This is a genomic window from Rhodococcus sp. D-6 (genome assembly GCF_040256695.1).
Classification (GTDB): domain Bacteria; phylum Actinomycetota; class Actinomycetes; order Mycobacteriales; family Mycobacteriaceae; genus Rhodococcus; species Rhodococcus pyridinivorans.
In genome coordinates this window covers 1334330-1359784 of record NZ_CP132970.1, presented here as the reverse complement: position 1 = coordinate 1359784, position 25455 = coordinate 1334330, and the positions used below count along the sequence as shown (strand labels likewise).

Genomic DNA, 25455 nt, shown 5'->3' with positions numbered 1-25455 from the left:
CGGTCAGAGCAGCACGGTTCCCGCATCGGCCTTGCCCTGGCGCGCGACCTCGGAGTAGGCCGCCGCGAGCAGGGTCGGGTCGGGTCCCTCGAGCCTGCCGGGCTTCGCGAGCCCGTCGAGGACGACGAACCGGAGCATGCCGGCACGGTTCTTCTTGTCGGTCTGCATGCCCTTGAGCAGATCGGCGAAGGCGTCGGGATCGTAGGTGGTGGGCAGGCCGACGGATTCGAGGATCGCGCGGTGCCGGTCGGCGGTGGCGTCGTCGAGACGCCCGACGAGCCGGCCGAGTTCGGCCGCGAAGACCAGGCCCACCGACACGGCGGCGCCGTGGCGCCAGCGGTACCGCTCGCGACGCTCGATGGCGTGGCCGAGGGTGTGGCCGTAGTTGAGGATCTCGCGCAGGCTCGACTCCTTGAGGTCGGCCGCGACCACCTTCGCCTTGACCTCGACCGATCGCCGGATCAGCTCGGGCAGCACCGTCCCGGCGGGATCGAGCGCGGCCTCAGGGTTCTCCTCGATCAGGTCGAGGATCACCGGGTCGGCGATGAAGCCGGTCTTGATCACCTCGGCGAGTCCGGCCACGATCTCGTTGCGCGGCACCGTCTCGAGGGTCGCGAGGTCGACGAAGACCGCCGAGGGCTCATGGAACGAACCGACGAGGTTCTTGCCCGCCTCGGTGTTGATGCCGGTCTTGCCGCCCACCGCGGCGTCGACCATCGCCAGCAGCGTGGTGGGGATGTGGTAGACCCGCACGCCGCGCATCCACGTCGCGGCCACGAAACCCGCGAGGTCGGTGGCGGCACCGCCGCCGAGGCTGATGACGGCGTCCGAACGGGTCAAGCCGATGCGGCCGAGCACTTCCCAGCAGAATCCGGCGACGGCCAGCTCCTTGCCGTCCTCGGCGTCGGGGATCTCGATGCGGTGGGCGTCGATGCCGGTCTCGGCGAGCGCCTCCCGCACGGCCTCGGCCGTCGCGGTGAGCGTCGGCTGGTGGAAGATCGCGACGGTCCGCGTGCCGGACAGTTCTTCGACGACGTCACCGAGCAGTCCCCGGCCGATGATCACCGGATAGGGCTGGGCGGTCTCGACGTCGATGCGTACCGGTTCGGTCACGGTGTGGGGCTCCGATCCTCGCTGATGGTCTGGCTGGTCGCGGCATCCGCCGCTTCGAGTTTGGCGAGCACCTGCTGGACGACCCGCCCGGGGCTGCGGCCGTCGGTGCGCACCCGGATGGTCGCCGCCTGCCGGTACAGTGGGCGGCGGCGACGCATGAGGTCGCGGTATTTCTGGGCCGGATCACCACCGGCCAGCAACGGCCTGGTTCCGGCGGCGCCGACCGCGCCGGTGCGACGCAGTCCTTCCGCCACGCTGATCTCGAGATAGACGACGGTGTGTCCGGCCAGTCGCGCGCGGGTGCGCTCCGAAAGGATCGCTCCCCCGCCCAGGGACACCACACCGTCGTGGGTGTCGAGGGCGCGCGCGACCACCTCTTCCTCGGTCTCCCGGAAGGCCGGTTCGCCGTCCTGGGAGAAGATGTCGGGGATGGTCCGGCCGGTCACACGCTCGATCTCGGCGTCGGTGTCGAGCAACGGCAGCTCGAGCGCGTTCGCGACCCGACGACCGATCGTCGACTTGCCCGCTCCCGGCGGGCCGATGAGTACCAGGCGAGGCGACATGCGATCACCGCGGCGGCCGCGCCGCGATGCCCTTCAGGTAGTGGTCGATGTTGCTCACGGTCTCGGCGAGCGAGTCGCCGCCGAACTTCTCGAGGGCGGCCTGCGCGACGACGAGGGCGACCATCGCCTCGGCGACGACACCCGCCGCGGGCACCGCGCACACGTCGGAACGCTGGTGGATCGCGACGGCCTCGTCGCCGGTGGTCATGTCGACCGTCGACAGGGCGCGCGGCACGGTCGAGATCGGCTTCATCGCCGCCCGCACGCGCAGGGCCTCACCGTTGGTCATGCCACCTTCGATGCCGCCGGCGCGGTTGCTCGAGCGGAGCACACCGTCGAGGCCGGGCTTCATCTCGTCGTGGGCAGCGCTGCCGCGGCGACGCGCGGTCTCGAAGCCGTCGCCGACCTCGACACCCTTGATGGCCTGGATCCCCATGAGGGCCGCGGCCAGTCGCGCGTCGAGGCGATCGGCACCGCTGACGAACGAACCGAGGCCCACGGGCAGCCCGTGCACCACGACCTCGACGATTCCGCCGAGGGTGTCGCCGTCGCGCTTGGCGGCCTCGATCTCGGCGATCATGGATTCCTCGGCGGCCTTGTCGTAGGCACGCACTGGGCTCGCGTCGATCGCGGCGAGATCGTCGGCACCGGGTTCGGAGCCGACATAGGGATCGGATGCGCCGATGGAGATGACATGCGAGACGACCTCGGCGCCGAACGCCTGGCGCAGGAAGTTCCGGGCGACCGTGCCGGCCGCCACGCGTGCTGCGGTCTCCCGGGCGCTGGCGCGCTCGAGGACGGGACGCGCGTCGTCGAAGCCGTACTTGAGCATGCCCGCGAAGTCGGCGTGGCCGGGGCGGGGACGGGTCAGCGGCGCGTTGCGCGCCTGACCTTCGAGCAGTTCGGCATCGACCGGGTCGGCGGCCATGATGGTTTCCCACTTGGGCCATTCGGTGTTGGCGATCTCGATCGCGATCGGGCCGCCCAGGGTGCGTCCGTGCCGGACGCCACCGATCACGGTGACCTTATCGGCCTCGAACTTCATGCGTGCGCCGCGGCCGTAGCCCAGTCGCCGTCGCGCGAGTTGCTCCGAGATGTCGTTCGACGTCACCTCGACTCCGGCGACCATCCCCTCGAGCATCGCGACGAGAGCGGGACCATGGGATTCTCCAGCAGTTATCCAACGCAGCACAGGTCCATCCTTCCATGTTCGTCCGCCGACTCGACATGCCGCCCCTGGTCAACCCGTCGAGATCACCGCCAGCGCCGCGGCGGCGCACATCGACGGTCCGTGCGGAAGCACGCGCGGAGCGGCACGCACACCCCCGCGGCGGGTCTCCCGGAGCCGCAGAAACAGGGCCGCACCTGCGGTGAGGACGGGTGGGAGCAATGCACCGAGGAGCACCGCCGAGGGGCCGGCGAGTCCGGTGACGGCACCGAGCCCGAGGGCGAGTTTGACGTCGCCCGCACCCACCGACCGCGGCACCGCGAGGTGGGTGATCAACAACGGTGCCGCGAGCAGAAGTGCACCGGCGAACGCCGCCCGGCCGTGCCCCGTCGCCGCGGCCACGCCGAGGATCGTGCCCGCTCCCCCGAGCGTCAGCACGTTCGGCAGACGCCGCACGAGCAGGTCCACGGTGCTCAGGCACACGCACCACCATCCGAACATCGCTGCTCCGACGACCGCCGCGCCCGTGGTGATCGAGACCGCGACGAGTGCGGCTGCCGCGCATGCCGCCTCGCACGAACCCGGCAGCGGCCGACGACCGGCCGTTCTTCCCGCCACCACGCGCACGATCGCTCCCACGCCCACGCCGAGAACCACCATCGCGAGCTCACCCACCGTCTCCCCTGCCACGACCCGGAGCATCCCCCATCCACACTCGCCGGCAGGGCGTTCGCGCGGTGTCCGGCCCGGTCCTGTGGACAGGCACGTCTCCTGTGGACAAAGCCGCACAGTGCGGCGATCGTCCTGCGAGGATTGCCGGAGTCTGTCGGTTCCGGTCGGAAGGTTCTGGTCGAATGGAGATTTCGTCGCTGCTCGAACACGTGGGCACGGCCATCGACGTCGTCGGAGTCGGCGTCATGGTGATCGGCGCATTGGCGGCGACGTGGATCGCGGCGACCGCGCGGCGGCGCGGACCGGGTTCGGAGATCTACGAGCCGTACCGGCGCAATCTCGGCCGGTCGATCCTGCTCGGCCTCGAATTCCTGGTCGCCGCCGACATCATCAAGACCGTCGCCGTCACGCCGACCTTCACATCGGTGGGTGTGCTGGCGGTCATCGTGCTCATCCGCACCTTCCTGAGCTGGTCGCTGCAGCTGGAGATCGACGGCCGGTGGCCGTGGCAGCGTTCGGTTCCCGACGCCGAGACGACGACCGGCACGACGCCGGCTACCTGAGCGCGTCCCGGACCTCGTCCCGCCGGCGCAGCAGATGCGCGCGCTCGATGGCGTTCTCCGTCCGCGCCGCGGCGGTGGCGTATGTCTCACTCGCCTCGGTGAGCCGGCCGAGGCGGGCGAGCAGGTCGGCCCGGACTACGTGGAAGACGTGATACCGCTCGAGGTCGAGGTGGTCGACGATCCCGAGAGCCGCTGCGGGGCCCTCCACTTCGGCGAGTGCGACGGCCCGGTGCAACGCGACGACCGGTGTGGGGTCCGCGGCGAACAGCAGGTCGTAGAGCGCGACGATCTGCGCCCAATCGGTGTCCTCGAAGGTGGGCGCGTCCGCGTGCACTGCGGCGATCGCGGCCTGGATCTGATAGGGCCCCGGCCTGTTCCAGCGCAGGGTGCGCCGCACGAGTGCCTGCCCTTCGGCGATCAGCGCGCGGTCCCACCGCGAGCGGTCCTGGTCTGCGAGCAGGACGAGTTCGCCGCCGGGTCCCGTACGCGCCGAGCGCCGGGATTCACCGAGGAGCATCAGGGCGAGAAGTCCCGTGGTCTCGGGATCGTCGGGAACGAGCCCGGCCAGCACACGCGCCAGCCGCACCGCCTCCGAACACAGGTCCGTGTCGACGAGTTCGGGTCCGGCGCTCGTCGTGTGGCCCTCCGTGTACACGAGATAAAGCACGGAACGCACCGCGTCGAGACGTTCGGGAAACTCGTCCGGGGACGGGATGCGGAACGGGATGCGCGCGTCGCGGACCTTCCCCTTGGCTCGGGAGATCCGTTGCCCCATAGTCGTTTCCGGCACGAGGAAGGCTCGGGCGATCTGCGCGGTGGTCAGCCCGCCGAGCAGCCGCAGTGTCAGCGCGACCCGCGACGCAGGCGCGAGCGCCGGGTGACAACAGGTGAAGATCAGACGGAGGCGATCGTCGGGGATCTCGGGCGGGACGACCGCTCCGGAGTCGAACGCGTCGCCGGATGTCGGGTAGAGCAGGTCCGCCTCGGCGTGCTTGACCGGACGTGCGGCCTCCCGCCGTGCCCTGTCGATCGCCCGGCGACGGGCGGTGGTGATGATCCACCCGGCCGGGCTCGGCGGGATCCCTTCCCCGGGCCACCGTTCGACGGCGATCGAGAAGGCGTCCTGCACCGCGTCCTCGGCGGCGTCGAGGTCGCCGAGGACGCGGGTGAGCACGGCGATCGCCCTGCCGTATTCCTCACGGAAGGCACGTGCGATGTCGGCGGTGGACGGCCCGGTCATCGAGCTTCGCACGTCATCCGGCGCAGGAGCCGAACGCCAGGGGCCGCACCTCGATGGGCAGTGTGGTGGCGTCGGCAAGACCGCGCGCCCACCTCAGCGCCTCGTCGAGGTCGGGCACGTCGATGACGTCGAAGCCACCGAGATGCTCCTTGCCCTCGATGTACGGACCGTCGGTCGTCGCCGTGCGCCCCTCGTCCGTGCGCACGACCGTCGCCGTGTCCGGAGGGTGAAGGCCGCCGGAGAACACCCAGACCCCTGCCTCCCGGATCTCGTTCTGCCACGCCGCGACCTTCTTCATGATCGGTTCGAGGAACTCCGGTGACGGCGGTTCACCGTCGGGCTGGTAGATGCTCAGCAGGTACTGCGCCATGGCGGGGTCCTTCCCTCGGCGGCCGGCGGCTCCGGCCTCTCACCCTCTATACGAACGGTAGGGCGCCGATTCGACACCTGCGCGGAGAAATCCGCTGCCCACCCGCTCAGGCATCGCAGGTGGACAGCGGACGGTGTCGGGTGCGGCCTACTGCGCGACGAGTTCGACGATGGTGGCGTTGGCCTGGCCACCGCCCTCGCACATCGTCTGCAGGCCGTACCGGAGGTTAGTGCGGCGCATGTGGAAGATCATGTCGGTGAGGATGCGGGCACCGGAACCCCCGATCGGGTGACCGAGGGCGATCGCACCACCGTTGGGGTTGAGCTTGTCCTCGGGTGCGCCGATCTCCTTCTGCCACGCCATGGGCACCGGAGCGAACGCCTCGTCGACCTCGAAGACGCCGATGTCCTGGTGGGGCCGCGCCCCGTCGTACCGGGTTCTCAGGCCGGGTGCGGAGAGTTCAGGTCGAGCCCGACGGCGCGCGCCATCTCCGCGCGCGGCGCGGGCAGCCCCGTGAACTGCTCGACCTGCCCGAAGGCCTGGTTCAGGAGCATGTGCAGACCGCTGACGACGCGGACACCGCGTGCCTCGGCCGCTGTCGCCAGCGGCGTGGGCCAAGGGTCGTAGATTGCATCGAGGATGCACGGCGCCTGCGCGAGAGCTTCTGTGTACGGCGCTGCCGCGGGTGCGGGCACGGTGCTCACGAGCGCACCGGCCTCGGCGCAGACCCGGGCCAGTTCGGGTGCGTCGAACGACAACCACCGAGCCTCGATGTCGTCGCCGAGACAATCGAACGTCGCGCGGGCCTTCTGCTCGGACCGCGCGACCACAGTCACCGAGCGCACACCGAGGTCGGTGAGACCGACGAGCGCCGGCCGCGCGGTACCACCCGAGCCGACGACGACCGCCGACGCGCCGGACAGATCACCGACGCCGGCCGAGCGCAGTGCTCCGGACACGCCGTCGACGTCGGTGCAGTCGGCACGCCACCCGTTCTCGATGCGCACGAGGGTGTTCGCCGAGCCGATCCTCACGGCCCGCTCGGTGCGTTCGGTGGCGAACTCGAGAGCCGCGAACTTACCGGGCATCGTGACGGACAGACCCACCCATTCCTCACCGAGCGAGGACACGAGGCCCGGCAGCTGCTCACCGGTGCATTCGATGCGTTCGTAGGTCCACTCGGTCAGCCCGAGTGCCCGGTACGCCGCGAGATGCAACAAGGGCGACTTCGAGTGCGCGATGGGTTTCCCGAGGACCGCGGCCCTCCGGACACCTCCGTTCGGATCAGCGGCCACTGTCGAGGATCCCGCTCGCGAGTGCCAGTTCGGTGTTCTGCAGGTGCTCCTCGTAGGAATTCGCGAAGAGCGTGGTGCCCTTGTCGTCGATCGTCACGAAGTAGATCCATTCCCCCGGTTCCGGGTTCTCCATCGCCTGCAGCGCACCGATGCTCGGTGACGAGATGGGTGTCGCCGGAAGACCGACCATGGCGTAGGTGTTCCAGGGGGTCACCCGCGCGCGGTCGGCGTCGGTGGTCGCGAGTTCGGTCTCGTCGAGTTCGTAGTTGACGGTCGAATCGAACTGGAGCATCTGGTCGATGTCGAGGCGGTTGAGGATCACGCGCGCGACCTTCGCGAAATCCTGTGGCAGAGCCTCGCGTTCGACGAGCGATGCGGAGATGAGCATCTCGTACGGGGTCAGCCCCACCCGTGCGGCCGCGTCGGTGATCCCCGTCGCGTCGTAGCTGGCAGCACTTTCCGACACGAGGCGAGCCAGGATCTCGACGGGTTCGGCCGTCGGATCGAAATCCCAGCTGCCCGCGGCGATGAGGCCTTCGAGCTGCCGCCTGCGGTCGGGCACGTTCGCGACCGCGTCGCGTGCCCATTCCGGAACTCCGAGTGCCTGCAGGTCCGGGGTGGCCCCGGCCGCGTCGAGTTCCTCGTAGGTGACGCAGTTCTCGGCGGCCGGATCGCCGTGGCAGCTCGCCTCGGCGATGAGCGTGTAGATGCCCTTGCGGACGGCACCGGTGTTGACGTCGCGGATGTCGTGGAGCTGACGTCCCTCGGAGATCACGAGCGCACCGACCCGGCTGGCCGGGTCGACGAGGGCCGCGACGGCGTCGACAGCCGGGATGTTGGTGGCCACCTGGTAGAAGCCGGGTTGCAGCGAATTCATCCCCGAGTTCTGCACGGCCGCTTCGTAGAAGGCGGCGGAACTCGCGACGACACCCTTGTCGACGAACTCGCTGCCGATCTCCCCGGCGGTCTCGCCCGGGTTGACCTGGACGACGACGGCCGGTCCGGGAGGTCCGGTGAAGTCCGGCGGAAGATCGGTGCCGAGGAACCGGTCGTAGGCGAGATAGCCGCCACCCGCGACGACGAGCAGGAGCACCGCGGCGGCGAGCGCGCCTACGACACGTCCGCGCTTCTTACGCCCGCTCGCCTTCGGATCACGGCGTGCGGCGCGTTCCGAACCACCGACCGCGAGGGGGACCGCACGCTGCTCGGCGGTGATCTCCTCCGCTGCGACCGCGTCGTCGGCGGGGTCGTCGTCACGGCTCGCGTCGCGTGCGGCGTAGGAGTATCCGCCCGGGTACTCTTCGTCGAGATGTCCCCCGTCGGGGTGATCGGCCGGAGCGTGTCCGCGATCGGCGCCGATGGACCCCTCGTGCTCGTACCCGGATCCTGCGTAGCCCCCGTCGCCGTAGCCCTGCTCGGCATAGCCCTGCTCGCCGTAACCCTGTTCGGCGTGACCGGGCGGCGGGCCATCGAATACACCCGGCTCGAAGTTCAGGACCGTGGTCTCGTGATCGTCGGGATCGGGTCGACGGGCCTCCGGGTGCCCACTCGGGACGCCCTCGTATCCACCACCGCCGTACGGATCACAGCCGTGGGAGTCGTTGCCGTACGGGTCGTGCCCGTATGCATCGTGACCTCGAGGGTCGGATGCGTACGGATCGTCGTACCGGTAACGCGGGTCTGATCGATACGGATCCTCGGATCCGTATCGATACGGATCCCCGGATCCGGTGCGATCCACTGGAGGTTCCGTGTACCCATCGGCGTAGGGATCCGCGAACAGATCCTGCCGTGCGTTCTCCGAATGGTCGTCGTGTCGTCCGTGCCGGCTCACCGGCTGTCCCCCGCGTCACGCCCCGACTCGTTCACTACCGAACTCCGCTCGTCCAACCAACCCTGCAAGATGGCCACGGCGGCGGCCTGGTCGATGACCGGCCGCGCACCTCGCGCACTCACCCCGCTCTCGCGGAGGGCGCGCGCCGCAGTGACCGTCGTGAAACGTTCGTCGGCCAGGCGCACGGGAACGTCGGGTAAGGCACGGCGAAGTCGACGCGCGAAGTCGCTCGCCAGTTTCGCAGCCTTGCCGGGCTCACCGCGCAGTGTCTGCGGCAGCCCGACGATAACCTCAACAGCCTCGTATTCCCTAACGATCTCGACGATGCGCCGGATATCGGGTGCGTCGGGTCCGCGTTCCTTGGACCGCGGCACCGTCTCGACCGGGGTGGCGAGGATCCCGTCGGGGTCGCTGGAGGCGACCCCGATCCGGACGCTCCCGACGTCGACTGCGATGCGGCGACCACGGCCGGGATCGTCCACTCCGGGACGATCGGGGCGCGGCGGTTCGGCCACGCTCAGCCGGCCAGCTCGCTCAGACGGGCACGGAAAGCATCGAGTGCGGCCGGGATACCGGCCGGATCCGACCCTGCGCCCTGAGCCATGTCGGGCTTGCCGCCCCCGCGACCACCGATCGCGGGACCGAAGCTCGCGACGAGGTCGCCTGCCTTGATGCCCTTCTCCTGCGCAGCCTTGGTGGTGGCCACGACGAAGGGCACCTTGCCACCGGCGTTGCCGAGCAGCAGCACCACGGCGGGCTCGGTGCCGAGCCGGCCACGGACGTCGGATGCGAGCGTGCGCAGGTCGTTGCCGGCGACACCCTCCGGGGCGGCCTCGGCCACGACGAGCACGTCACCGACGCGCTGCGCCTTGCCCGCGTACGTTCCGGCTGCGGCGGCGACGTTCGCGGCGCGGGTCTTCTCGAGTTCCTTCTCGGCGGCCTTGAGCCGATCGAGCAGGGCCTCGACACGTCCGGGCACCTCCTCGGAGGGAACCCTCAGGGTCGAGGACAGGCCCGCGAGCAGCGCGCGTTCCTTCGCCAGGTGGCGGTACGAGTCGAGACCGACGTACGCCTCGACCCGGCGGATGCCGGAACCGACGGACTGCTCACCGAGGAGCGTGACGGTGCCGACGTGCGAGGAGTGCTGCACATGCGTGCCGCCGCACAGCTCCATCGAGAACGGGCCGCCGATCTCGACGACGCGGACCTCGTCGCCGTAGTTCTCGCCGAACAGGGCCATCGCGCCCATCTTCTTTGCCTTGTCGAGGTCGGTGACGAAGGTGTTGACGGGATAGTTCGCCGCGACGGCCTCGTTGGTGACGGCCTCGATGTCCTGCTTCTGCTGCTCGGACAGGGCGCCGGGCCACGAGAAGTCGAAGCGCAGGTAGCCGGGCTTGTTGAGCGAACCGGCCTGCACGGCGTTGGGGCCGAGCACCTCGCGCAGCGCGGCGTGGACCAGGTGGGTGCCGGAGTGGCCCTGGGTGGCGCCCTTGCGCCACTCGGGATCGACCTGCACGAGGACGGCGTCGCCTTCGACGACCTGGCCCTCGAGCACCGTGACCTTGTGGGTCCACAGTTGCTTGGCGATCTTCTGGACGTCGTCGACCTTGATCTTCAGGCCCGGGCCGGTGATGCTGCCGATGTCGGCGATCTGGCCGCCGGACTCCGCGTAGAGGGGGCTGCGATCGAGGATCAGCTCGACCTGCTGGCCCGCGCTCGCCGCGTGCAGGCGCTCGCCACCGGTGATGACGGCGAGCACGTGCGCCTCGGTCACCAGCTCGCTGAAACCGGTGAACTCGGTGGGACCGCGGTCGAGGAGTTCCTTGTAGACGGTCAGGTCGGCGTGGGCGTGCTTGCGGGCCCGGGCGTCGTCCTTGGCGCGCTGGCGCTGCTCGGCCATGAGCGATCGGAAGCCCTCCTCGTCGACGGTCAGGCCCGCCTCGGCCGCCATCTCGAGGGTGAGGTCGATCGGGAACCCGTAGGTGTCGTGGAGGGTGAACGCCTCCGTGCCACCGAGCACATTCCTACCCTGCGACTTCACGGTCTCTACAGCGCCTTCGAACAGCTTGCTGCCGGTACCGAGGGTCTTGAGGAAGGCCGTCTCCTCGCCCACCGCGACGGTCTCGATGCGCGAGAAGTCGGTGTCGAGTTCGGGATAGGACGGGGCCATGGTGTCGCGCACGACCGCCATGAACTCGCGCATGGTGGGCTTGTCGGCGCCGAGCAGACGCGCCGAGCGCACGATGCGGCGGAGCAGGCGGCGCAGCACGTAGCCGCGGCCGTCGTTGCCGGGGTTGACGCCGTCGACGATGAGCATCGCCGCGGTGCGGGCGTGGTCGGCGATCACGCGGAAGCGCACGTCGTCGTCGTGCTTCGCGCCGTAGACGGCGCCGGTGAGTTCGGCGGCCTTGTCGATCACCGGGCGCAGCAGGTCGGTCTCGTAGACGTTCTCGACGCCCTGGAGCAGGAAGGCGACGCGTTCGACACCCATGCCGGTGTCGATGTTCTTCTTCGGCAGCGGGCCGAGGATCGGGTAGTCGTCCTTGGCACCACCCTCACCGCGCTCGTTCTGCATGAACACGAGATTCCAGATCTCGATGTAGCGGTCCTCGTCGGCCTCGGGGCCGCCTTCGACGCCGTAGGCGGGGCCGCGGTCGTAGAAGATCTCGGAGCACGGGCCGCACGGTCCGGGGATGCCCATCGACCAGTAGTTGTCCTTCATGCCGCGACGCTGGATGCGTTCCTCGGGCATGCCGACCTTGTCGCGCCAGATCGAGAACGCTTCGTCGTCGTCGAGATAGACCGTCGCCCACAGCTTCTCGGGATCGATGCCGTAGCCACCGTCCTCGACGGAGCCGGTGAGCAGCGACCACGCGAAGGTGATGGCCTCTTCCTTGAAGTAGTCGCCGAACGAGAAGTTGCCGGCCATCTGGAAGAAGGTGTTGTGGCGCGTGGTCTTGCCGACCTCCTCGATGTCGAGAGTGCGCACACACTTCTGCACCGACGTGGCGCGGGTGTAGGGCGGGGTCTGCTGCCCGAGGAAGTAGGGCACGAACGGGACCATGCCGGCGTTGACGAACAGCAGGTTGGGATCGGCGAGGATCAGCGACGCGCTGGGCACCTCGGTGTGTCCCGCCTTCACGAAGTGATCGAGAAAGCGCCTGCGGATCTCGTGGGTCTGCACGTCGATGGTCCTTTGTGGTCTGGCGATGGTGTGAACTTCCCGGGACGGGCGGTCGACCCTGTCGATCGGCCGTTCTTCAGCTTATCGCGCCGCCGAAAGCGGCCGCGGTACGGCGCCGTGAGTACTCGGCGGAGGGCGTCACCGCTCACCGCGCACGATGCGGCGCAGCTTGGGCAGGCGGGCCGACAGCTCCCGTTCCACACCGCGACCGGTCGGCTCGTAATAGTCGACGCCGACCAGCTCGTCCGGGGCGTACTGCTGCGCGAGCACGCCGTCCGGGTGCGCGTGCGGGAACTTGTAGCCGATCGCGTTGCCGAGCTTCTGCGCGCCCTGATAATGACCGTCGCGCAGATGGGCGGGCACCGGACCGGCCCTGCCCGCCTTCACGTCGGCGATCGCGGCGCCGAGCGCGGCGGTCACCGAGCCCGACTTGGGTGCGGTGGCGATATGGATGGTGGCCTGGGCGAGCGCGAGCTGGGCTTCGGGCATCCCGACCTGCTGCACGACCTGCGCTGCGGCGACCGCCGTCTGCAGGGCGGTGGGATCGGCCATGCCCACCTCCTCGCTGGCCTGGATCATCAGGCGGCGGGCGATGAAGCGCGGGTCCTCTCCCGCGACGATCATCCGGGCCAGATAGTGCAGGGCCGCGTCGACGTCGGAGCCGCGCAGCGACTTGATGAAGGCGCTTGCGACGTCGAAGTGCTGATCGCCGTCGCGGTCGTAGCGCACGGCGGCCTCGTCGATGCTCGACTCCACGGTCGCGAGGTCGATGACGGCCGCGTCGCCACCGGATACGGCGAGCGCCGTGTCGGCGGAGGCCTCGAGCGCCGTCAGGGCACGGCGGGCGTCGCCCCCGGCGAGCCGGACGAGGTGGTCGAGGGCGTCGTCGTCGATCTCGACCGCACCGGCGAGTCCACGGGCGTCGGTGCGCGCACGTTCGAGCAGTGCCCGGATGTCGTCGGGCCCGAGCGGCTGCAGTTGCAGCACCAGCGAGCGCGACAGCAGCGGGGCGACCACGGAGAACGACGGGTTCTCGGTCGTCGCGGCGACGAGCAGCACGATGCGGTTCTCGACGGCGGCGAGCAGCGCGTCCTGCTGGGTCTTGGAGAAGCGGTGGACCTCGTCGATGAACAGCACGGTCTGTTCGCCGTGGGTGAGGCGCCGACGTGCCAGGTCGATGACGGCACGCACGTCCTTGACGCCCGCGGACAGGGCGGACAGCGCTTCGAACCGGCGTCCGGTGGCTCCGGAGATCAGTGAGGCCAGGGTCGTCTTCCCGGTGCCGGGCGGACCGTAGAGCACGACGGAGGCGGCTCCCGATCCCTCGACGAGCCGCCGCAGCGGTGCTCCCGGTTCGAGCAGGTGCTGTTGCCCGACCACCTCGTCGAGACTCGCCGGTCGCATGCGCGCAGCGAGCGGCGCGTTCGCGCCGCCGGCCGCGACGGGTTGCCGGCGGACCTGCGGTTCGTCCTCGGGTTCCGGTTCGCGTGGCGCCTCGAACAGGGCGTCCGGTTCGGCAGACGGGTCGTTCGCCCCGAAAAGATCACTCACGCATCCGACGCTACAAGCTCGCGCCGACGCCCGGTCGGCGGCGGTGTTCGTCGTTCGCATGGACGGATGACCGACCGTGTGGTCGGATCTTGATCGTGCCCACGACACCGACCGCCGAACATGTGTCCCGCCGCGCCGTGCTCCGGTCGTCGATTCTCGCTGCCGGTGCTGCGGCCTTCGCCTCGACCTCGCAGCACGCGCAGGCATCTCCCGCCGTCTTCGCGCACGGCGTGGCATCGGGAGATCCGTTGCCCGACGCGGTGATCCTATGGACGCGGGTCACACCCTCGCCACAGGCGGCACCCGGCTCGGGTGCGGGACCGGACGTCCCGGTCACCTGGGAACTCGCCCGCAGCAACAGCTTCGACACGCTGGTCGCGAGTGGGACGGTGACAGCGAGTTCCGTCTCCGACCACACGGTCAAGGTCGACGCCCGCGGGCTCGCACCGGGCACGACCTACTTCTATCGATTCCGCGCCGGCGGTGCCGTCTCCCCGACCGGCAGGACGTTCACCGCGCCCTCGCCCGACGCTGCGGTCGCACGCCTGCGCTTCGGGGTCGTGTCGTGCGCCGACTGGGAAGGCGGTTTCTTCTCCTCCTACCGCCACCTCGCCGCACGCGACGATCTCGACGCCGTGGTGCACCTCGGCGACTATCTGTACGAGTACGCGGCCGGGAAGTTCCCCGTCGCCGGTGACCGCGGAGTTCGGACGCACGAGCCCGCCCACGAGATCGTGAGTCTCGCCGACTACCGCATCCGGCACGCGCAGTACAAGACCGATCCGAACCTGCAGTCGCTGCACGCGAAGGTGCCGTGGATCGTGATCTGGGACGACCACGAGTCGGCGAACGACGCCTGGGCGGGCGGGGCGGAGAATCACGATCCCCTCGTCGAGGGCGACTGGGCCCCCCGCAAGGCCGCGTCGGTGCAGGCCTACGACGAGTGGATGCCGGTTCGCCCGAACGGCGGACGGCTCTACCGGCGCCTGCGGTACGGACGGCTCGCCGAACTGTCGATGCTGGATCTGCGGAGTTATCGCTCCGAGCAGGTCCTCGGAGCCGGACGGCAGGTCGACGATCCGAGTCGCACGATGACCGGACGGGACCAGATGGAGTGGCTCACCGCAGGCCTGGCGAGCTCCCCCACCCGGTGGCAGTTGATCGGCAATTCGGTGATGTTCTCGCCGATCGTGTTGCCGCCCCTCGATCCGCGGACTACCGGAGCACTGACCGAACTCGTCGGAGTGCCGGCTGGAGGTCTGCCCTTCAACACCGACCAGTGGGACGGTTACACCGCGGACCGTCGACGGTTGATCGACACCATCACGGCGGCGGGACTGCGCAACGTCGTCTTCCTCACGGGCGACATCCACACCTCGTGGGCGATGGACGTCCCGGTGGACGCCGCCGACTATCCGGGTGCCGGCACCGTCGCCACGGAGTTCGTGGTTCCGTCGGTGACGTCGGCGAACATCGACGAGTTGCTGGGTGTGCCCCCGCGGAGCCTGTCTCCCGCGCTGGAGGCGACGGCGACCGCGACGAATCGGCACGTGCAGTTCGTCGAACTCGATTCGCACGGTTACGGGGTACTCGACGTGACTCCCGATGCGACGCAGATGGAGTGGTTCTTCATCGGCGAGCGCACGGATCCGAACGCGGCCGCGCGCCGCGTCGCGGGATACCGGGTGGCCGACGGCGCGACGAGGATCGAGCCCGCCGCTCCGCTGGTGTAGACGCCGGTCGGCGCCCGCCCGATCGACCGCTCTACCCGGCGGTGCGGTCCTGGAGGTGGGCGAGCACGTCGCGGGCGTGTGCGGCGACGTCGTCGTGGGCTGTCGCGGTGGCGAACTCGGCGAGCAGCGACCAGCGGGCGCGGAGCGCCGGGATGCGCGGCACAGACAGTCCGTGTTCGCGTACCGAGGCGATCCGCGCATGGTCCTCGGGCAGGAACAGGTGCGTGCTCAGCCAGATGCACGCGAGCAGGGCGTCGAGCAGCCGCTCCTCGAGCACCTCGTCGTAGGCCAGCTGCGGCCACATGGCGACGACCTCGGCGCGCCACGCGTCGGCCATCGCACGGATGCGATCGACGGACAGCGGCACCGAGCACAGGCACAGCGGGAAGGAACTGAGGGCGTACGCGATGTCCAGGGTCGCGTCGCGGAAGCCGCCCCATTCGTAGTCGAGGAACTGCACACCCTCGTCGCCGACCACGATGTTGTCGGGGCACAGGTCGGACGGGCTGAAGGCCCGGAAACGCCCGCCGGTGAACAGCTTGGACGCCCGCTCGGCACGCTCGCGTACCGACTCGGGCACCGACAGGCCGAAGTCGGCCTCGAGGAGCTCGGGCACACCCCGCACGGCATCGAGGGCCTGCTGGGACACGGCGTCGGCGACCCGCGCGACGTCGGCGCGACGCAGCAGCGCCGCGAAGTCCTCCTCGCGGCCGACGGTCGCCGCATGCATGCGTCCGAGTGCCTGGGCCAGTGCCATCAGGGTGTTCCCGGCGGCCTCGGAACTGTTGCGGAGCACCTCCGACAGGGTGGTCGCGTCGCCGAGGTCGCTGAGGACCAGCAGGCGAGTGTCGAAGTCGTAGGCGAGCAGTTCGGCGCCCGGACGGTGATCCTTCGCGAGGGCCGTCGTGAACTGGTAGGAGACCGCCTCGCGGAGGAAGGCGATCTGCTCGTCCGTCTCGGAACCGCGGAAGTCGACGTGGCCGGTGCCACGCGAGGGTGGTACCTGTTTGAGGACGAGAGTGCGCGGGAGCGAGAACGGATTGGCGGCCACTCGTACCCGTACGACCACCGAGCGGCCACTGCCCCCGAGATCCACGGGATCGGTCAGGGTCACCGTGGCGCCGGTACGGCGGGTGAGCAGCGCTTCGGCGGCGTGAACCACCTCGGACACGGGGTCTGCCAATGTTGCGGTCATCACTGCCCAATCTACAGGTTCTCGGTCACGACGAGGTCCTCCACAATGCTCGGATCGAGCAGGACCTTCTTCACCCGCGCCCGGCCCACCAGGTCGCTTTTGTCTGCTTTGCGAGGGGAAATCGCTGTTCATCCGGGTGTGTCCCCGTCCGCGCCCCGGCCGCTCCGCTCCTCGGGCGCCGATCACGATCGGGACACGTCACGATCATTCCGGTGAAACGTGTGTCACCTTCTGAAAACCACGGGCGGTGCCACGATCCACCGCAGCCTTCACGACACCGAAGATCAGACCCTGGAGGGCGGCCGCGATCAGCACGTCCCGGGTGCGCTGCGACAGATCCTGAGGTTCGGGCCGTTCGTCACTGCCGCCGACCTTCTTCCACACTTGGTTGAAGACGGCTCCGGCGAGGATGCCTCCTCCCACACTGGCTGCGAGAGCGAGCGGCTTGTAGAAGATCACGCGTGCGTCGGCCATGGATACCTCCTCGATCCGTCGCCCCCGTTGGCGCCGGACCGACGGAGTACCCGGGCAGGATCCTCACAAACCTCATCGGGCCCACGAACCTCACTCGGGAGCACCACCGGACGGCACACACGACGGCGCGGTGCCCCGTCCGGAGACGGGCGCCACCGCGCCATCGACAGCTACGGGTGATCAGGCCTTGTCGGCGCCCTCGGTCTCGGGTTCGGGCACGAAGTCGATGCCCGTCTCCTTGCGCTGCTCCGGCGTGATCGGGCCGGGTGCATCGGTCAGCGGATCGACCCCGCCACCGGACTTGGGGAACGCGATGACCTCGCGGATCGAGTCCATCCCGGCGAGCAGCGCGGTGATGCGGTCCCAGCCGAAGGCGATGCCGCCGTGCGGGGGCGCGCCGTACTTGAACGCCTCGAGCAGGAAGCCGAACTTCTCGTTCGCCTCCTCCTCCGAGATGCCCATCACCTTGAACACCCGCTCCTGGATGTCGGGGCGGTGGATACGGATCGAGCCGCCACCGATCTCGTTGCCGTTGCAGACGATGTCGTAGGCGTACGCCAGCGCCGAACCCGGATCGGTATCGAAGGTGTCGATGTACTCGGGCTTGGGCGAGGTGAACGCGTGGTGCACCGCGGTCCACGCCGAATGACCGAGGGCCACATCACCGCTCGCGGTCGCGTCGGCCGCCGGCTCGAACAGCGGGGCGTCGACCACCCACACGAACGCCCATGCGTTCCGATCGATCAGGTCGAGCTTGCGGGCGATCTCGTCGCGGGCGGCGCCGAGCAGTGCACGCATCTGCTTGGTGGGACCGGCGGCGAAGAAGATGCAGTCGCCGGGGTTCGCGCCCACGTGCGCGGCGAGACCCTCGCGTTCGGCGTCGGTGAGGTTCTTGGCTACCGGACCGCTCAACGTGCCGTCCTCACCGACGAGCACGTAGGCGAGCCCCTTGGCACCGCGCTGCTTGGCCCACTCCTGCCATGCGTCGAGCTGACGACGCGGCTGGCTCGCGCCACCGGGCATGACGACGGCACCGACGTACTCGGCCTGGAAGACGCGGAAGGTGGTGTCCTTGAAGAACTCCTTGCACTCCACGAGTTCGATGCCGAAACGCAGATCCGGCTTGTCGGTGCCGAAACGGCGCATGGCCTCGGCGTAGGTCATCCGCGGGATCGGGGTCTCGAGTTCGTAGTCCACCAGGCGCCACAACGCGTGCAGCACCTCCTCGGCGAGGAGGATCACGTCGTCCTGATTGACGAACGCCATCTCGATGTCGAGCTGGGTGAACTCGGGCTGACGGTCGGCGCGGAAGTCCTCGTCGCGGTAGCAGCGGGCGATCTGGTAGTAGCGCTCGATGCCACCGACCATGAGCAGCTGCTTGAACAGCTGCGGGGACTGCGGCAGAGCGTAGAAGTTACCTGGCTGCAGGCGGGCCGGGACCAGGAAGTCGCGCGCACCCTCCGGCGTGGAGCGGGTGAGGGTCGGGGTCTCGACCTCCACGAACTCGTGGTGGGCGAGCACCGCGCGGGCAGCAGCGTTGACCTTGCTGCGCAGACGGATGGTCTTGCCCGGCTTCTCGCGACGCAGATCCAGGTAGCGGTACTTCAGGCGCGCTTCCTCGCCGACCTGATCGTCGAGCTGGAACGGCAGCGGGGCGGCCTCGTTGAGAACCACGAGCTCGGAGGCGTCGACCTCGATCGCACCGGTCGGGATCTCGAAGTTCTGGTTGCCCTCGGGGCGGACCTCCACCTTGCCGGTGATCCGGACGCAGTACTCCGCGCGGAGCCGGTGCGCCTGCTCGAGGACGCCGGCGCTGCGGAAGACCACCTGCGAGACACCCGAGGCGTCGCGCAGGTCGATGAAGATGACCCCGCCGTGATCGCGTCGCCGGGCAACCCAACCGGTGAGGGTGACTGTCTGCTCGGCGTGCTCGGCTCGCAACGAGCCGGCGAGATGGGTGCGCAGCACGGAATTCCTTTCGAAACGATCAGCGACGGGTTCGTCGGCTGTAATCCTACGAAAGACACGATCGGCCCGAGCGCACCCGTACCGAATAGTTCGTGCCAAGCTTGTCCGAATCCGACGAACACAGGAGAAAGCGGCGGCGATGACGTTCAGAGAAGGTGCACGCATGGATGCGGGCCGTGTCCGTACCGGCGGCGGTGGGCGTGGCGGAAAGCTCGCTCTCGGTGGCGGGGCCGGCGGCCTGATCGTCATCATCCTGGCGCTGCTGTTCGGCGGCGATCCGTCCTCGCTGCTCGGCTCGGGAATGCCCGACACCTCCGGCGATCCGCAAGCCGAGAGCGCACTCGAACAGTGCGAGGTCGGTGGCAGCGCCGCGAACGAGAACGTCGACTGCCGGGTGCTCTACACCGTCGGGTCGCTCGACTCGGTGTGGGAGCAGCAGTTCGCGACACAGACCGGCGTGGCCTATGTGCAGCCGGAGGTCGAGATCTTCACCTCGGCCACGTCCACCGGTTGCGGCAACGCCACCAGCGACATCGGGCCCTTCTACTGCCCGGCGGACCGGACCGCCTACTTCGACACCAGCTTCTTCGACGAACTCGAGACACGGTTCGGCGCCAGTGGAGGTCCGCTCGCGCAGGAATACGTCGTCGCCCACGAGTTCGGGCACCACCTGCAGAACCAGCTCGGCGATCTCGGTCGCGCACAGGCCGACCCGCGCGGCCCCGAATCCGGCGCTGTCCGTACGGAACTGCAGGCCGACTGCTACGCCGGGGTGTGGGCCTACCATGCCGACAAGCTGCCCGAGCCGACCACCGGAGAGCCCTTCCTCGTGCCGCTCACCGACACCGACATCCGCGACGCACTGTCGGCCGCGTCGGCCGTCGGCGACGACCGGATCCAGCGGGCCGCCACCGGCCGGGTGAACCCGGAGGGATGGACTCACGGGTCGTCCGAGCAGCGTCAGGCCTGGTTCCTGGCCGGATACCGCACCGGCCGGGTCGACGCGTGTGACACCTACTCGGCACGCGATCTCGACAACCCGCCGGCACTGCGCTGAGTTCCGCGGTGTCGTGAACCGCAGAGCGAGCGCCGGGACGCCGTCACGCGACGGTGACGGTCATGTTCGCGCGGTCGGCGACCAGGTCGGCATGCTTCCGCATACGCAGCGAGATGGGCCAGGTACCGGGGCGGCGCGCCTTGAAACAGAAGACCCGCTCGCCGGTCCCTCCCGGCAACGGGTTCTTCGACGGCAGGAATCGGATGTCGCGAAGGACGAGTCCCTCTCCGACCCTCGACGTCGACCAGCAGTAGTCCCGGGAGGTGTTCTCAGGGAGATGCAGTTCGATCGTGTCCCCGACACCGACCGTGACATCCTTCGGACCAGTGGCGATGTGCTTCATGACCTCAGGATAGCCCGCGAATGTGATTTTCCTCACTCTCGTGACCATGGCGCTAGCACACCCGTCGCGACCGCGATGTGTGATGGGACACAAAACGGGGCATTCGTTCTGCATGCACGAAGAACGAGCCGGAATCACACGCAGCGACGCGGTGATGGGAGGACGCCTTCTCGCTCTCGCACACGAGAACGGCTACAGCGAACTGACCGAAGAGGTCGCGGCGCTGGTGTCGAGCCCCGGTTCGGACCCGCCGTCACAGATCACTCCCCCGCTCTACGGGAACGTGCTGAGGTGGACGGTCTCGACGATCGCCGACGTCGTCGTCGACAAGATCGGCCCGCAGGTGCGTGGCGACGAGAGCTTCGAACTGACCATCCGGACCGAGAGCGGCCGTCACGTCCGGCCGGAGGAACTCCCGCAGCCGGAGAGCACCGTGATGAAAGCGGTCGTCGACGCGCTCGCCGGCGACTCGGTCGCGGCCCGCAGCGAACTCGACGAAGTGGTATTCGCCATGGACTGGGCGTCGCAGATGGAAGCGCTGGTCGAAGCGGTGCTCTGGCTCGACCGGCTTCTCGACACCCCGGTACCGGACGGGAACGACACACCGCCCTGGTGACCCCCATACGCGGATGGGCGTGAACGGCGAGCGATGCCCGCCTTCACTCCCCTGACCCCCGAGATACTCACGGCCTCCGTCGCCGATCGCGCCGAGGCGCTCACCGGAAGCGTGTGCATCGCCGTGAGCGCACCGGACGCGGCAGACCCGGTGGAATTCGCACAGCGTGTCGCGACGGAACTGAGAACTCGGGGCCGCGCAGCGGACGTCGTCGATCTCCACGATTTCGTCCGGCCCGCATCGCTCCGGCTCGAGCACGGACGGACCGATCCGTACAGCTACCGCCACGACTGGTTCGACTACGCCGCGGTCGACCGAGAGGTGCTGCACGCGGTACACGAACATCGACGATGGCTTCCGCGGCTGTGGGACGAACGCACCGACCGTTCGGCGCGCGAGCGCCCGCGGCGAGCGGCGGAGGACCAGATCCTCGTCGTCGCCGGCCCTATGCTTCTCGGCCGTGGTCTCGACTTCGATGTCACCGTCGTCCTGACGATGTCCCGGGGCGCGCTCGAAAGGCGCACGCGCCCCGAGGATCACTGGACGATCGACGCGGTGCTCGAACATGACGCGGTGCTCGAACATGCAGTGCTCGAACATGCAGTGCTCGAACATGCAGGAGCGGACGCGGACGTCCTGGTGCGCTACGACCACCCCACCCGCCCGGCAGTGCGGACGCGATCCGACTGAGCGGTCCTGTCGTCGCGGATCATCGCCCCGATCGAGGCTTGGCCAGGACCCGGTGAACCGCCGAGGTCACCGCGTCGGGCGCCACCGTGCCGAAGACCGCCATGGATTTCGCGAGCACGGAGCCGGGCACCACAGTCGCCTCGCCGCGCATCAGAGCGGCATAACCGTCGCGCGCGACGTGCGCAGGATCGTCCTTGGGCGCCTTCCCGAGGATCGTGTCGAGCATCCCGGCACGTGCGAAAAAGTGGGTGTCGGTGGCACCGGGGAGCATCGCGGTGAGCGTGACCCCGCTACCGTCGAGTTCCTTGCGGACGCCGTCGGTGAAGGACTGCACGAAGGCCTTGGACGCGTTGTACACAGCCTGGTAGGGGCCGGGCATCTTCGACACCACCGACGAGGTGACGAGCATCCGGCCCGAGCCCGCCCGCAGCATGTCGTTCAGTAGCAGGTGCGCCAGATGCACCGTCGAGCGCACGTTGACGTCGACGATCGAGAGGACGTCCCCGAGCTCTGCGTCGACGAACGCCCCGCCGATCCCGACACCGGCGTTGAGCGCAGCCGCCGCCGGGACGCGACCTCCGGCCGTCGCAGCCTCGTGGACCGCCCGGACCCCTTCCGGAGTCCTCAGATCCGCGTGGACCGACACCACCTCCGCGCCGGACGTCCGCAGGTCTGCGGCGACCTCGTCCAGAGTGTCCGATCTCGCCGCGAGCACGAGGTCGTATCCGTCGGCCGCGAACAGGGCCGCCAACTCCCGGCCTATGCCTCGCGATGCTCCGGTCACCAGAGCGAGAGGTCGAGCGTCGTTCATATCTCCTCCTCGGCACGTCTGGCTCGCGGGTACCCACACCCCGCCGGGTCGACACGGCGCCGGGATCTCGCAACCGTTTGGGGCGGGCACGTCCTCGGGTATGCGGAGGGCACCCTGCGCGCGCAGTCCCTTCCGAGTTCTGGAGTCCACTTGCAGCACAAGATGTATCGGTCGTCGTCCGACATAGCATCGGAGGATGCACGCGAGGAACTCTGCGCCGCCGCGCAGAAGGTGTTCGGCTGGGACACGCTGCGTCCCGAACAACTGGACGCGATGGTTCCGCTGCTGGGCGGACGCGACGTCCTCGCCGTGATGGCCACCGGCTCCGGGAAGTCCGCGATCTATCAGGTGCCCTCGCTGCTGCTACCGGGGGTGACGGTCGTCGTCTCGCCCTTGATCGCGCTCCAGAACGATCAGATCGCCGGTCTGGACCACTCGGAGGCACCCGAGGCGGTCGCGATCAATTCGCGCCAGCGCGAGTCGGAGAACGAGGCGAACTGGCGGGCCGTGCTCGAACACGATGCCGACTACGTCTTCCTCGCCCCCGAGCAGCTCGCCAAGGACGAGGTCCTGGAGCGTCTGAGAAGCGTGGAGGTCTCGCTCATCGTCGTCGACGAAGCGCACTGTGTCGCCATGTGGGGCCATGACTTCAGGCCGGAATATCTACGCCTGGGAGACGTGGCCGAGGCCCTGGGCCGGCCACCCGTCGTCGCGCTCACCGCCACCGCCTCACCCCCGGTCCGCGAGGACATCGTCGAGGCGTTGCGCATGCGGGATCCGCTCGTCGTCGCCGGTGGTTTCGACCGCCCGAATCTCGACATCGAGGTGCGCAGGCACACTGACGACGGCGAGAAGCGACGCGCCGTCGTCGAGGCCGTGGCGTCCCTGCCCGGTCCCGGCATTCTGTACGCCGCGACCCGCAAGGACACCGAGCGATACGCCGAGGCCCTGCGTGAACGCGGGATCGACGCGTGCCCGTATCACGCCGGGATGCGCGCGGCCGAGCGCGGGGACGTTCACCTCGGATTCCTCGACGGTCGCTGCGATGTCGTGGTGGCGACCTCCGCCTTCGGTATGGGCATCGACAAGCCGGACGTGCGTTTCGTCGTGCACGCCTCGATACCGGACTCGGTCGATTCCTACTACCAGCAGATCGGGCGCGCCGGACGCGACGGGGAGCCGGCCACCGTCCTGATGTTCTACCGTCCCGAGGATTTGTCGCTCGCGACCTTCTTCACCACCCACAACCCCGACGAGGAGCTGATCGGCCGGGTGTTCTCGGCGGTCCGCTCCGCGTCGCCGATGAGGCTCGGACGGCTGCGTACCGAGCTCGACGTGCGGGGGCGGAGACTGGCCAACGCGGTGAACCTGCTCGAACGGTGCGGAGCGCTCGTCTCCGGCCGGCGTGGACTCTCCGCCGCCGACATCCCCCGACGGAAGGCGGTCGAGCACGCACGCGAGACGGCCGCGTCGGGCGAACGACTGGACCGATCGCGGGTCGAGATGATGCGGGGCTACGCCGAGACTCGCGGTTGCCGCCGCCGGTTCCTGCTCGGGTACTTCGGCGAGACGCTGTCCGACCCCTGCGGCCGGTGCGACACCTGCCGGGACGGCGCGTCCGACGAGGTTGCGACGGTATCCGTGCTTCGGGGCGCCGATACTGCCCCGGCGTACTGCGAGACGTCCGTGTTCGCCCCGAACACGCATGTCGTGCATGCCGAGTGGGGACCGGGAGTGGTGATGACCTGCGAGCACGATCGCGTCACCGTCCTGTTCGACAGCGAGGGTTATCGGACACTGTCGCTCGATGCAGTCGCCGAGTCGGGGGTGCTGAAAGTCGACGACCCCGCACCGGCAGAGCCCGTACCTGCCCATGCCGAAGAACCCGTGGCGTGAGGGGCCACGGGTTCTCCGGATCCCGTCATCACGACGGGTGGGTACGGATCAGGGGCGAACCGTGCCCGGGGTGGTCCGCGTGCGTGTCAGGAGCACACCGAGCGCGATCATGCCCACACCCAGGACGAAGTGCAGCCAGTCGTCCGCGGAGTTCACCGGCACGAAATTGGCGCCGCTGTCCTTGTCGATGATCAGGCCGTAGATCCAAAGCACCAGGTAGATCGCACCGCCGATGATCAGGAAACTGCGGGCGGTTGCCACGGCCCGGGCCGCAGCGAGCCCCAGGACACCGAACAACAGGTGCACGATGTTGTGCAGGATGGAGACCTGGAAGATCCCCAGGAGCATGGCTTCGGAATGATGGCCTGCGCCCGAGAGTTGATCGTAGTCCGACGTGACCCCCGGGATGAAGCCGAGGATGCCCACCAGGAGGAAGACAGCGCCCACCACGAGCGCCGCAGTCTGCACCGGTGTTGCCGTCATCGAGCCACGGCCGGGGCTTGGGGTTCGAGATGTCATGTTCCGCGTCCTCTCACCGAACGTCCGTTCGGGTCGAGTGGTCCGAATTACATTCCCCGGTTAGCCGTGACCGAACGAACCCAAACGTCGGTTTCCGTGTTCGAGGATGGAGGTCGAGAACGGCGGCCGAGGGCGGGTGCGGCACTCCACCCTCTGGCCGGACGGACACGACCGTGTCCGGACACGACGAAGGCCCGCGGGATCAACCCGCGGGCCTTCGAGTCTGCGAGGCTCAGGCCTGGCTGCTGCCGAACGCATCGCCGGCCGCATCAGCAGAACCGGTGAAGAAGTTCAGCACGTCGAACAGGTCGGACAGGTTACCGAAGAGGTCGACAAGGAACTCGAGTGCAGGCACGGGCTTCTCCCATCAATGGAACGACATCGAAGTTGTGACGACTCGCGTCGACACGCGATCCAATTGTTACCTGCATTCGACAGCTGCGCAGCGCGAAGAATTGTAATCCGGAACACAAATCGGCCCTAACAGGGGAAATATGGAGAGTTCGGTGAAAATCGGCCCGATATGTCGTATTATTCGGGGAGTTTCCAGGCCGGACAATACGGCCTATTCGGGGAAGATTCCCATATTACAAGATCGCC

The 25455-nt window shown here is 68.9% G+C and carries 24 protein-coding genes and 1 pseudogene; 6 read left to right on the top strand and 19 right to left on the bottom strand.

The features are described from left to right. Positions 1 to 3: 3 nt before the first annotated feature. Genes aroB through RBB84_RS06455 form a run of 4 tightly spaced genes read right to left on the bottom strand, consistent with a single transcriptional unit; the run spans position 4 to position 3534 of the window. Positions 4 to 1113 (bottom strand): 3-dehydroquinate synthase, encoded by a 1110-nt coding sequence (aroB, locus tag RBB84_RS06470; protein ID WP_064256311.1) that lies wholly within the window; start codon positions 1111 to 1113, stop codon positions 4 to 6. Continuing rightward, positions 1110 to 1676 (bottom strand): shikimate kinase, encoded by a 567-nt coding sequence (locus RBB84_RS06465; RefSeq protein WP_006551436.1) that lies wholly within the window; start codon positions 1674 to 1676, stop codon positions 1110 to 1112. The genes aroB and RBB84_RS06465 overlap by 4 nt, the downstream gene beginning before the upstream one ends. A 4-nt stretch (positions 1677 to 1680) precedes the next feature. Continuing rightward, the gene (gene aroC / locus RBB84_RS06460; protein WP_064256312.1) at positions 1681 to 2868 is read right to left on the bottom strand and encodes a chorismate synthase; all 1188 of its coding nucleotides are present in this window, start codon (positions 2866 to 2868) and stop codon (positions 1681 to 1683) included. A 48-nt stretch (positions 2869 to 2916) separates the two neighbouring features. Beyond that, the gene (locus RBB84_RS06455) at positions 2917 to 3534 is read right to left on the bottom strand and encodes an A24 family peptidase (protein ID WP_231912016.1); all 618 of its coding nucleotides are present in this window, start codon (positions 3532 to 3534) and stop codon (positions 2917 to 2919) included. Positions 3535 to 3698: 164 nt separating this feature from the next. On the opposite strand from RBB84_RS06455, the gene RBB84_RS06450 reads away from it, so the two are divergent. Continuing rightward, the gene (locus tag RBB84_RS06450; protein ID WP_019289268.1) at positions 3699 to 4079 is read left to right on the top strand and encodes a DUF1622 domain-containing protein; all 381 of its coding nucleotides are present in this window, start codon (positions 3699 to 3701) and stop codon (positions 4077 to 4079) included. Here RBB84_RS06450 and RBB84_RS06445 read toward each other — a convergent pair. The 8 genes and pseudogenes from RBB84_RS06445 to RBB84_RS06410 all read right to left on the bottom strand — a co-directional run bounded on the left by RBB84_RS06445 (position 4072) and on the right by RBB84_RS06410 (position 13553). Then, a complete protein-coding gene (locus RBB84_RS06445; RefSeq protein ID WP_064256336.1) occupies positions 4072 to 5319 on the bottom strand; it encodes a DUF6596 domain-containing protein in 1248 nt (415 codons plus the stop codon). The two genes, RBB84_RS06450 and RBB84_RS06445, sit on opposite strands and share 8 nt — an antisense overlap. Before the next feature lie 13 nt (positions 5320 to 5332). Then, positions 5333 to 5689 carry a YciI family protein gene (locus tag RBB84_RS06440; RefSeq protein WP_006551431.1) on the bottom strand — a complete coding sequence of 119 codons (357 nt, stop codon included), beginning with the start codon at positions 5687 to 5689 and terminating at the stop codon, positions 5333 to 5335. Between the two features lie 147 nt (positions 5690 to 5836). Further along, positions 5837 to 6094, bottom strand: a pseudogene (locus RBB84_RS06435) (acetyl-CoA C-acetyltransferase); the annotation flags it as partial. A 35-nt stretch (positions 6095 to 6129) separates the two neighbouring features. After that, positions 6130 to 6984: a shikimate dehydrogenase gene (locus RBB84_RS06430; protein ID WP_064256315.1), complete on the bottom strand. Its 855-nt coding sequence runs from the start codon at positions 6982 to 6984 to the stop codon at positions 6130 to 6132. Next, positions 6974 to 8818, bottom strand: coding sequence for an endolytic transglycosylase MltG (locus RBB84_RS06425; protein ID WP_350247291.1), 1845 nt, complete (start codon positions 8816 to 8818; stop codon positions 6974 to 6976). The genes RBB84_RS06430 and RBB84_RS06425 overlap by 11 nt, the downstream gene beginning before the upstream one ends. Further along, on the bottom strand, positions 8815 to 9333 hold the full coding sequence (gene ruvX / locus RBB84_RS06420) for a Holliday junction resolvase RuvX (RefSeq protein ID WP_024100772.1): 519 nt from the start codon (positions 9331 to 9333) through the stop codon (positions 8815 to 8817). Before ruvX ends, RBB84_RS06425 begins: the two co-directional genes overlap by 4 nt. A 2-nt stretch (positions 9334 to 9335) precedes the next feature. Continuing rightward, on the bottom strand, positions 9336 to 12002 hold the full coding sequence (alaS, locus tag RBB84_RS06415) for an alanine--tRNA ligase (protein WP_064256317.1): 2667 nt from the start codon (positions 12000 to 12002) through the stop codon (positions 9336 to 9338). Between the two features lie 138 nt (positions 12003 to 12140). Continuing rightward, complete coding sequence (locus RBB84_RS06410; protein ID WP_024100770.1) at positions 12141 to 13553, bottom strand: replication-associated recombination protein A; 1413 nt, start codon at positions 13551 to 13553, stop codon at positions 12141 to 12143. Between the two features lie 95 nt (positions 13554 to 13648). Between RBB84_RS06410 and RBB84_RS06405 the strand changes: the two genes are divergently transcribed. Continuing rightward, positions 13649 to 15286 carry an alkaline phosphatase D family protein gene (locus RBB84_RS06405; protein WP_064256337.1) on the top strand — a complete coding sequence of 546 codons (1638 nt, stop codon included), beginning with the start codon at positions 13649 to 13651 and terminating at the stop codon, positions 15284 to 15286. Between the two features lie 31 nt (positions 15287 to 15317). On the opposite strand, the gene RBB84_RS06400 is transcribed toward RBB84_RS06405, so the two are convergent. From RBB84_RS06400 to aspS, 3 genes are all read right to left on the bottom strand, one after another. After that, the gene (locus tag RBB84_RS06400) at positions 15318 to 16481 is read right to left on the bottom strand and encodes a hypothetical protein (RefSeq protein WP_064256318.1); all 1164 of its coding nucleotides are present in this window, start codon (positions 16479 to 16481) and stop codon (positions 15318 to 15320) included. A 204-nt stretch (positions 16482 to 16685) separates the two neighbouring features. After that, positions 16686 to 16955, bottom strand: coding sequence for a DUF4235 domain-containing protein (locus RBB84_RS06395; RefSeq protein ID WP_006551422.1), 270 nt, complete (start codon positions 16953 to 16955; stop codon positions 16686 to 16688). 180 nt (positions 16956 to 17135) lie between these two features. Further along, complete coding sequence (gene aspS / locus RBB84_RS06390) at positions 17136 to 18923, bottom strand: aspartate--tRNA ligase (RefSeq protein WP_064256319.1); 1788 nt, start codon at positions 18921 to 18923, stop codon at positions 17136 to 17138. A 139-nt stretch (positions 18924 to 19062) separates the two neighbouring features. On the opposite strand from aspS, the gene RBB84_RS06385 reads away from it, so the two are divergent. Continuing rightward, on the top strand, positions 19063 to 19980 hold the full coding sequence (locus RBB84_RS06385; protein WP_024100766.1) for a neutral zinc metallopeptidase: 918 nt from the start codon (positions 19063 to 19065) through the stop codon (positions 19978 to 19980). 43 nt (positions 19981 to 20023) lie between these two features. Here the strand turns inward: RBB84_RS06385 and RBB84_RS06380 are convergent, their stop codons facing one another. Then, complete coding sequence (locus RBB84_RS06380; RefSeq protein WP_064256320.1) at positions 20024 to 20323, bottom strand: protease inhibitor I42 family protein; 300 nt, start codon at positions 20321 to 20323, stop codon at positions 20024 to 20026. A 112-nt stretch (positions 20324 to 20435) separates the two neighbouring features. Here RBB84_RS06380 and RBB84_RS06375 point away from each other — a divergent pair, with 112 nt between their 5' ends. Beyond that, positions 20436 to 20939 carry a hypothetical protein gene (locus tag RBB84_RS06375; RefSeq protein ID WP_006551418.1) on the top strand — a complete coding sequence of 168 codons (504 nt, stop codon included), beginning with the start codon at positions 20436 to 20438 and terminating at the stop codon, positions 20937 to 20939. Positions 20940 to 20972: 33 nt separating this feature from the next. Beyond that, a complete protein-coding gene (locus RBB84_RS06370) occupies positions 20973 to 21629 on the top strand; it encodes a hypothetical protein (protein ID WP_064256321.1) in 657 nt (218 codons plus the stop codon). A 19-nt stretch (positions 21630 to 21648) separates the two neighbouring features. Here RBB84_RS06370 and RBB84_RS06365 read toward each other — a convergent pair whose 3' ends face one another. Beyond that, positions 21649 to 22440: an SDR family NAD(P)-dependent oxidoreductase gene (locus RBB84_RS06365; RefSeq protein WP_033096580.1), complete on the bottom strand. Its 792-nt coding sequence runs from the start codon at positions 22438 to 22440 to the stop codon at positions 21649 to 21651. A 162-nt stretch (positions 22441 to 22602) separates the two neighbouring features. Between RBB84_RS06365 and RBB84_RS06360 the strand changes: the two genes are divergently transcribed. Next, entirely contained in the window at positions 22603 to 24336 is a 1734-nt protein-coding gene (locus RBB84_RS06360) for a RecQ family ATP-dependent DNA helicase (protein ID WP_064256338.1), read from the top strand. Positions 24337 to 24384: 48 nt separating this feature from the next. Here RBB84_RS06360 and RBB84_RS06355 read toward each other — a convergent pair whose 3' ends face one another. Together RBB84_RS06355 and RBB84_RS06350 are read right to left on the bottom strand one after the other, a co-directional pair. Beyond that, a complete protein-coding gene (locus RBB84_RS06355) occupies positions 24385 to 24819 on the bottom strand; it encodes a DUF4383 domain-containing protein (protein ID WP_060653197.1) in 435 nt (144 codons plus the stop codon). A gap of 268 nt (positions 24820 to 25087) precedes the next feature. After that, on the bottom strand, positions 25088 to 25210 hold the full coding sequence (locus RBB84_RS06350; protein ID WP_016933989.1) for a hypothetical protein: 123 nt from the start codon (positions 25208 to 25210) through the stop codon (positions 25088 to 25090). Positions 25211 to 25455: the final 245 nt, after the last annotated feature.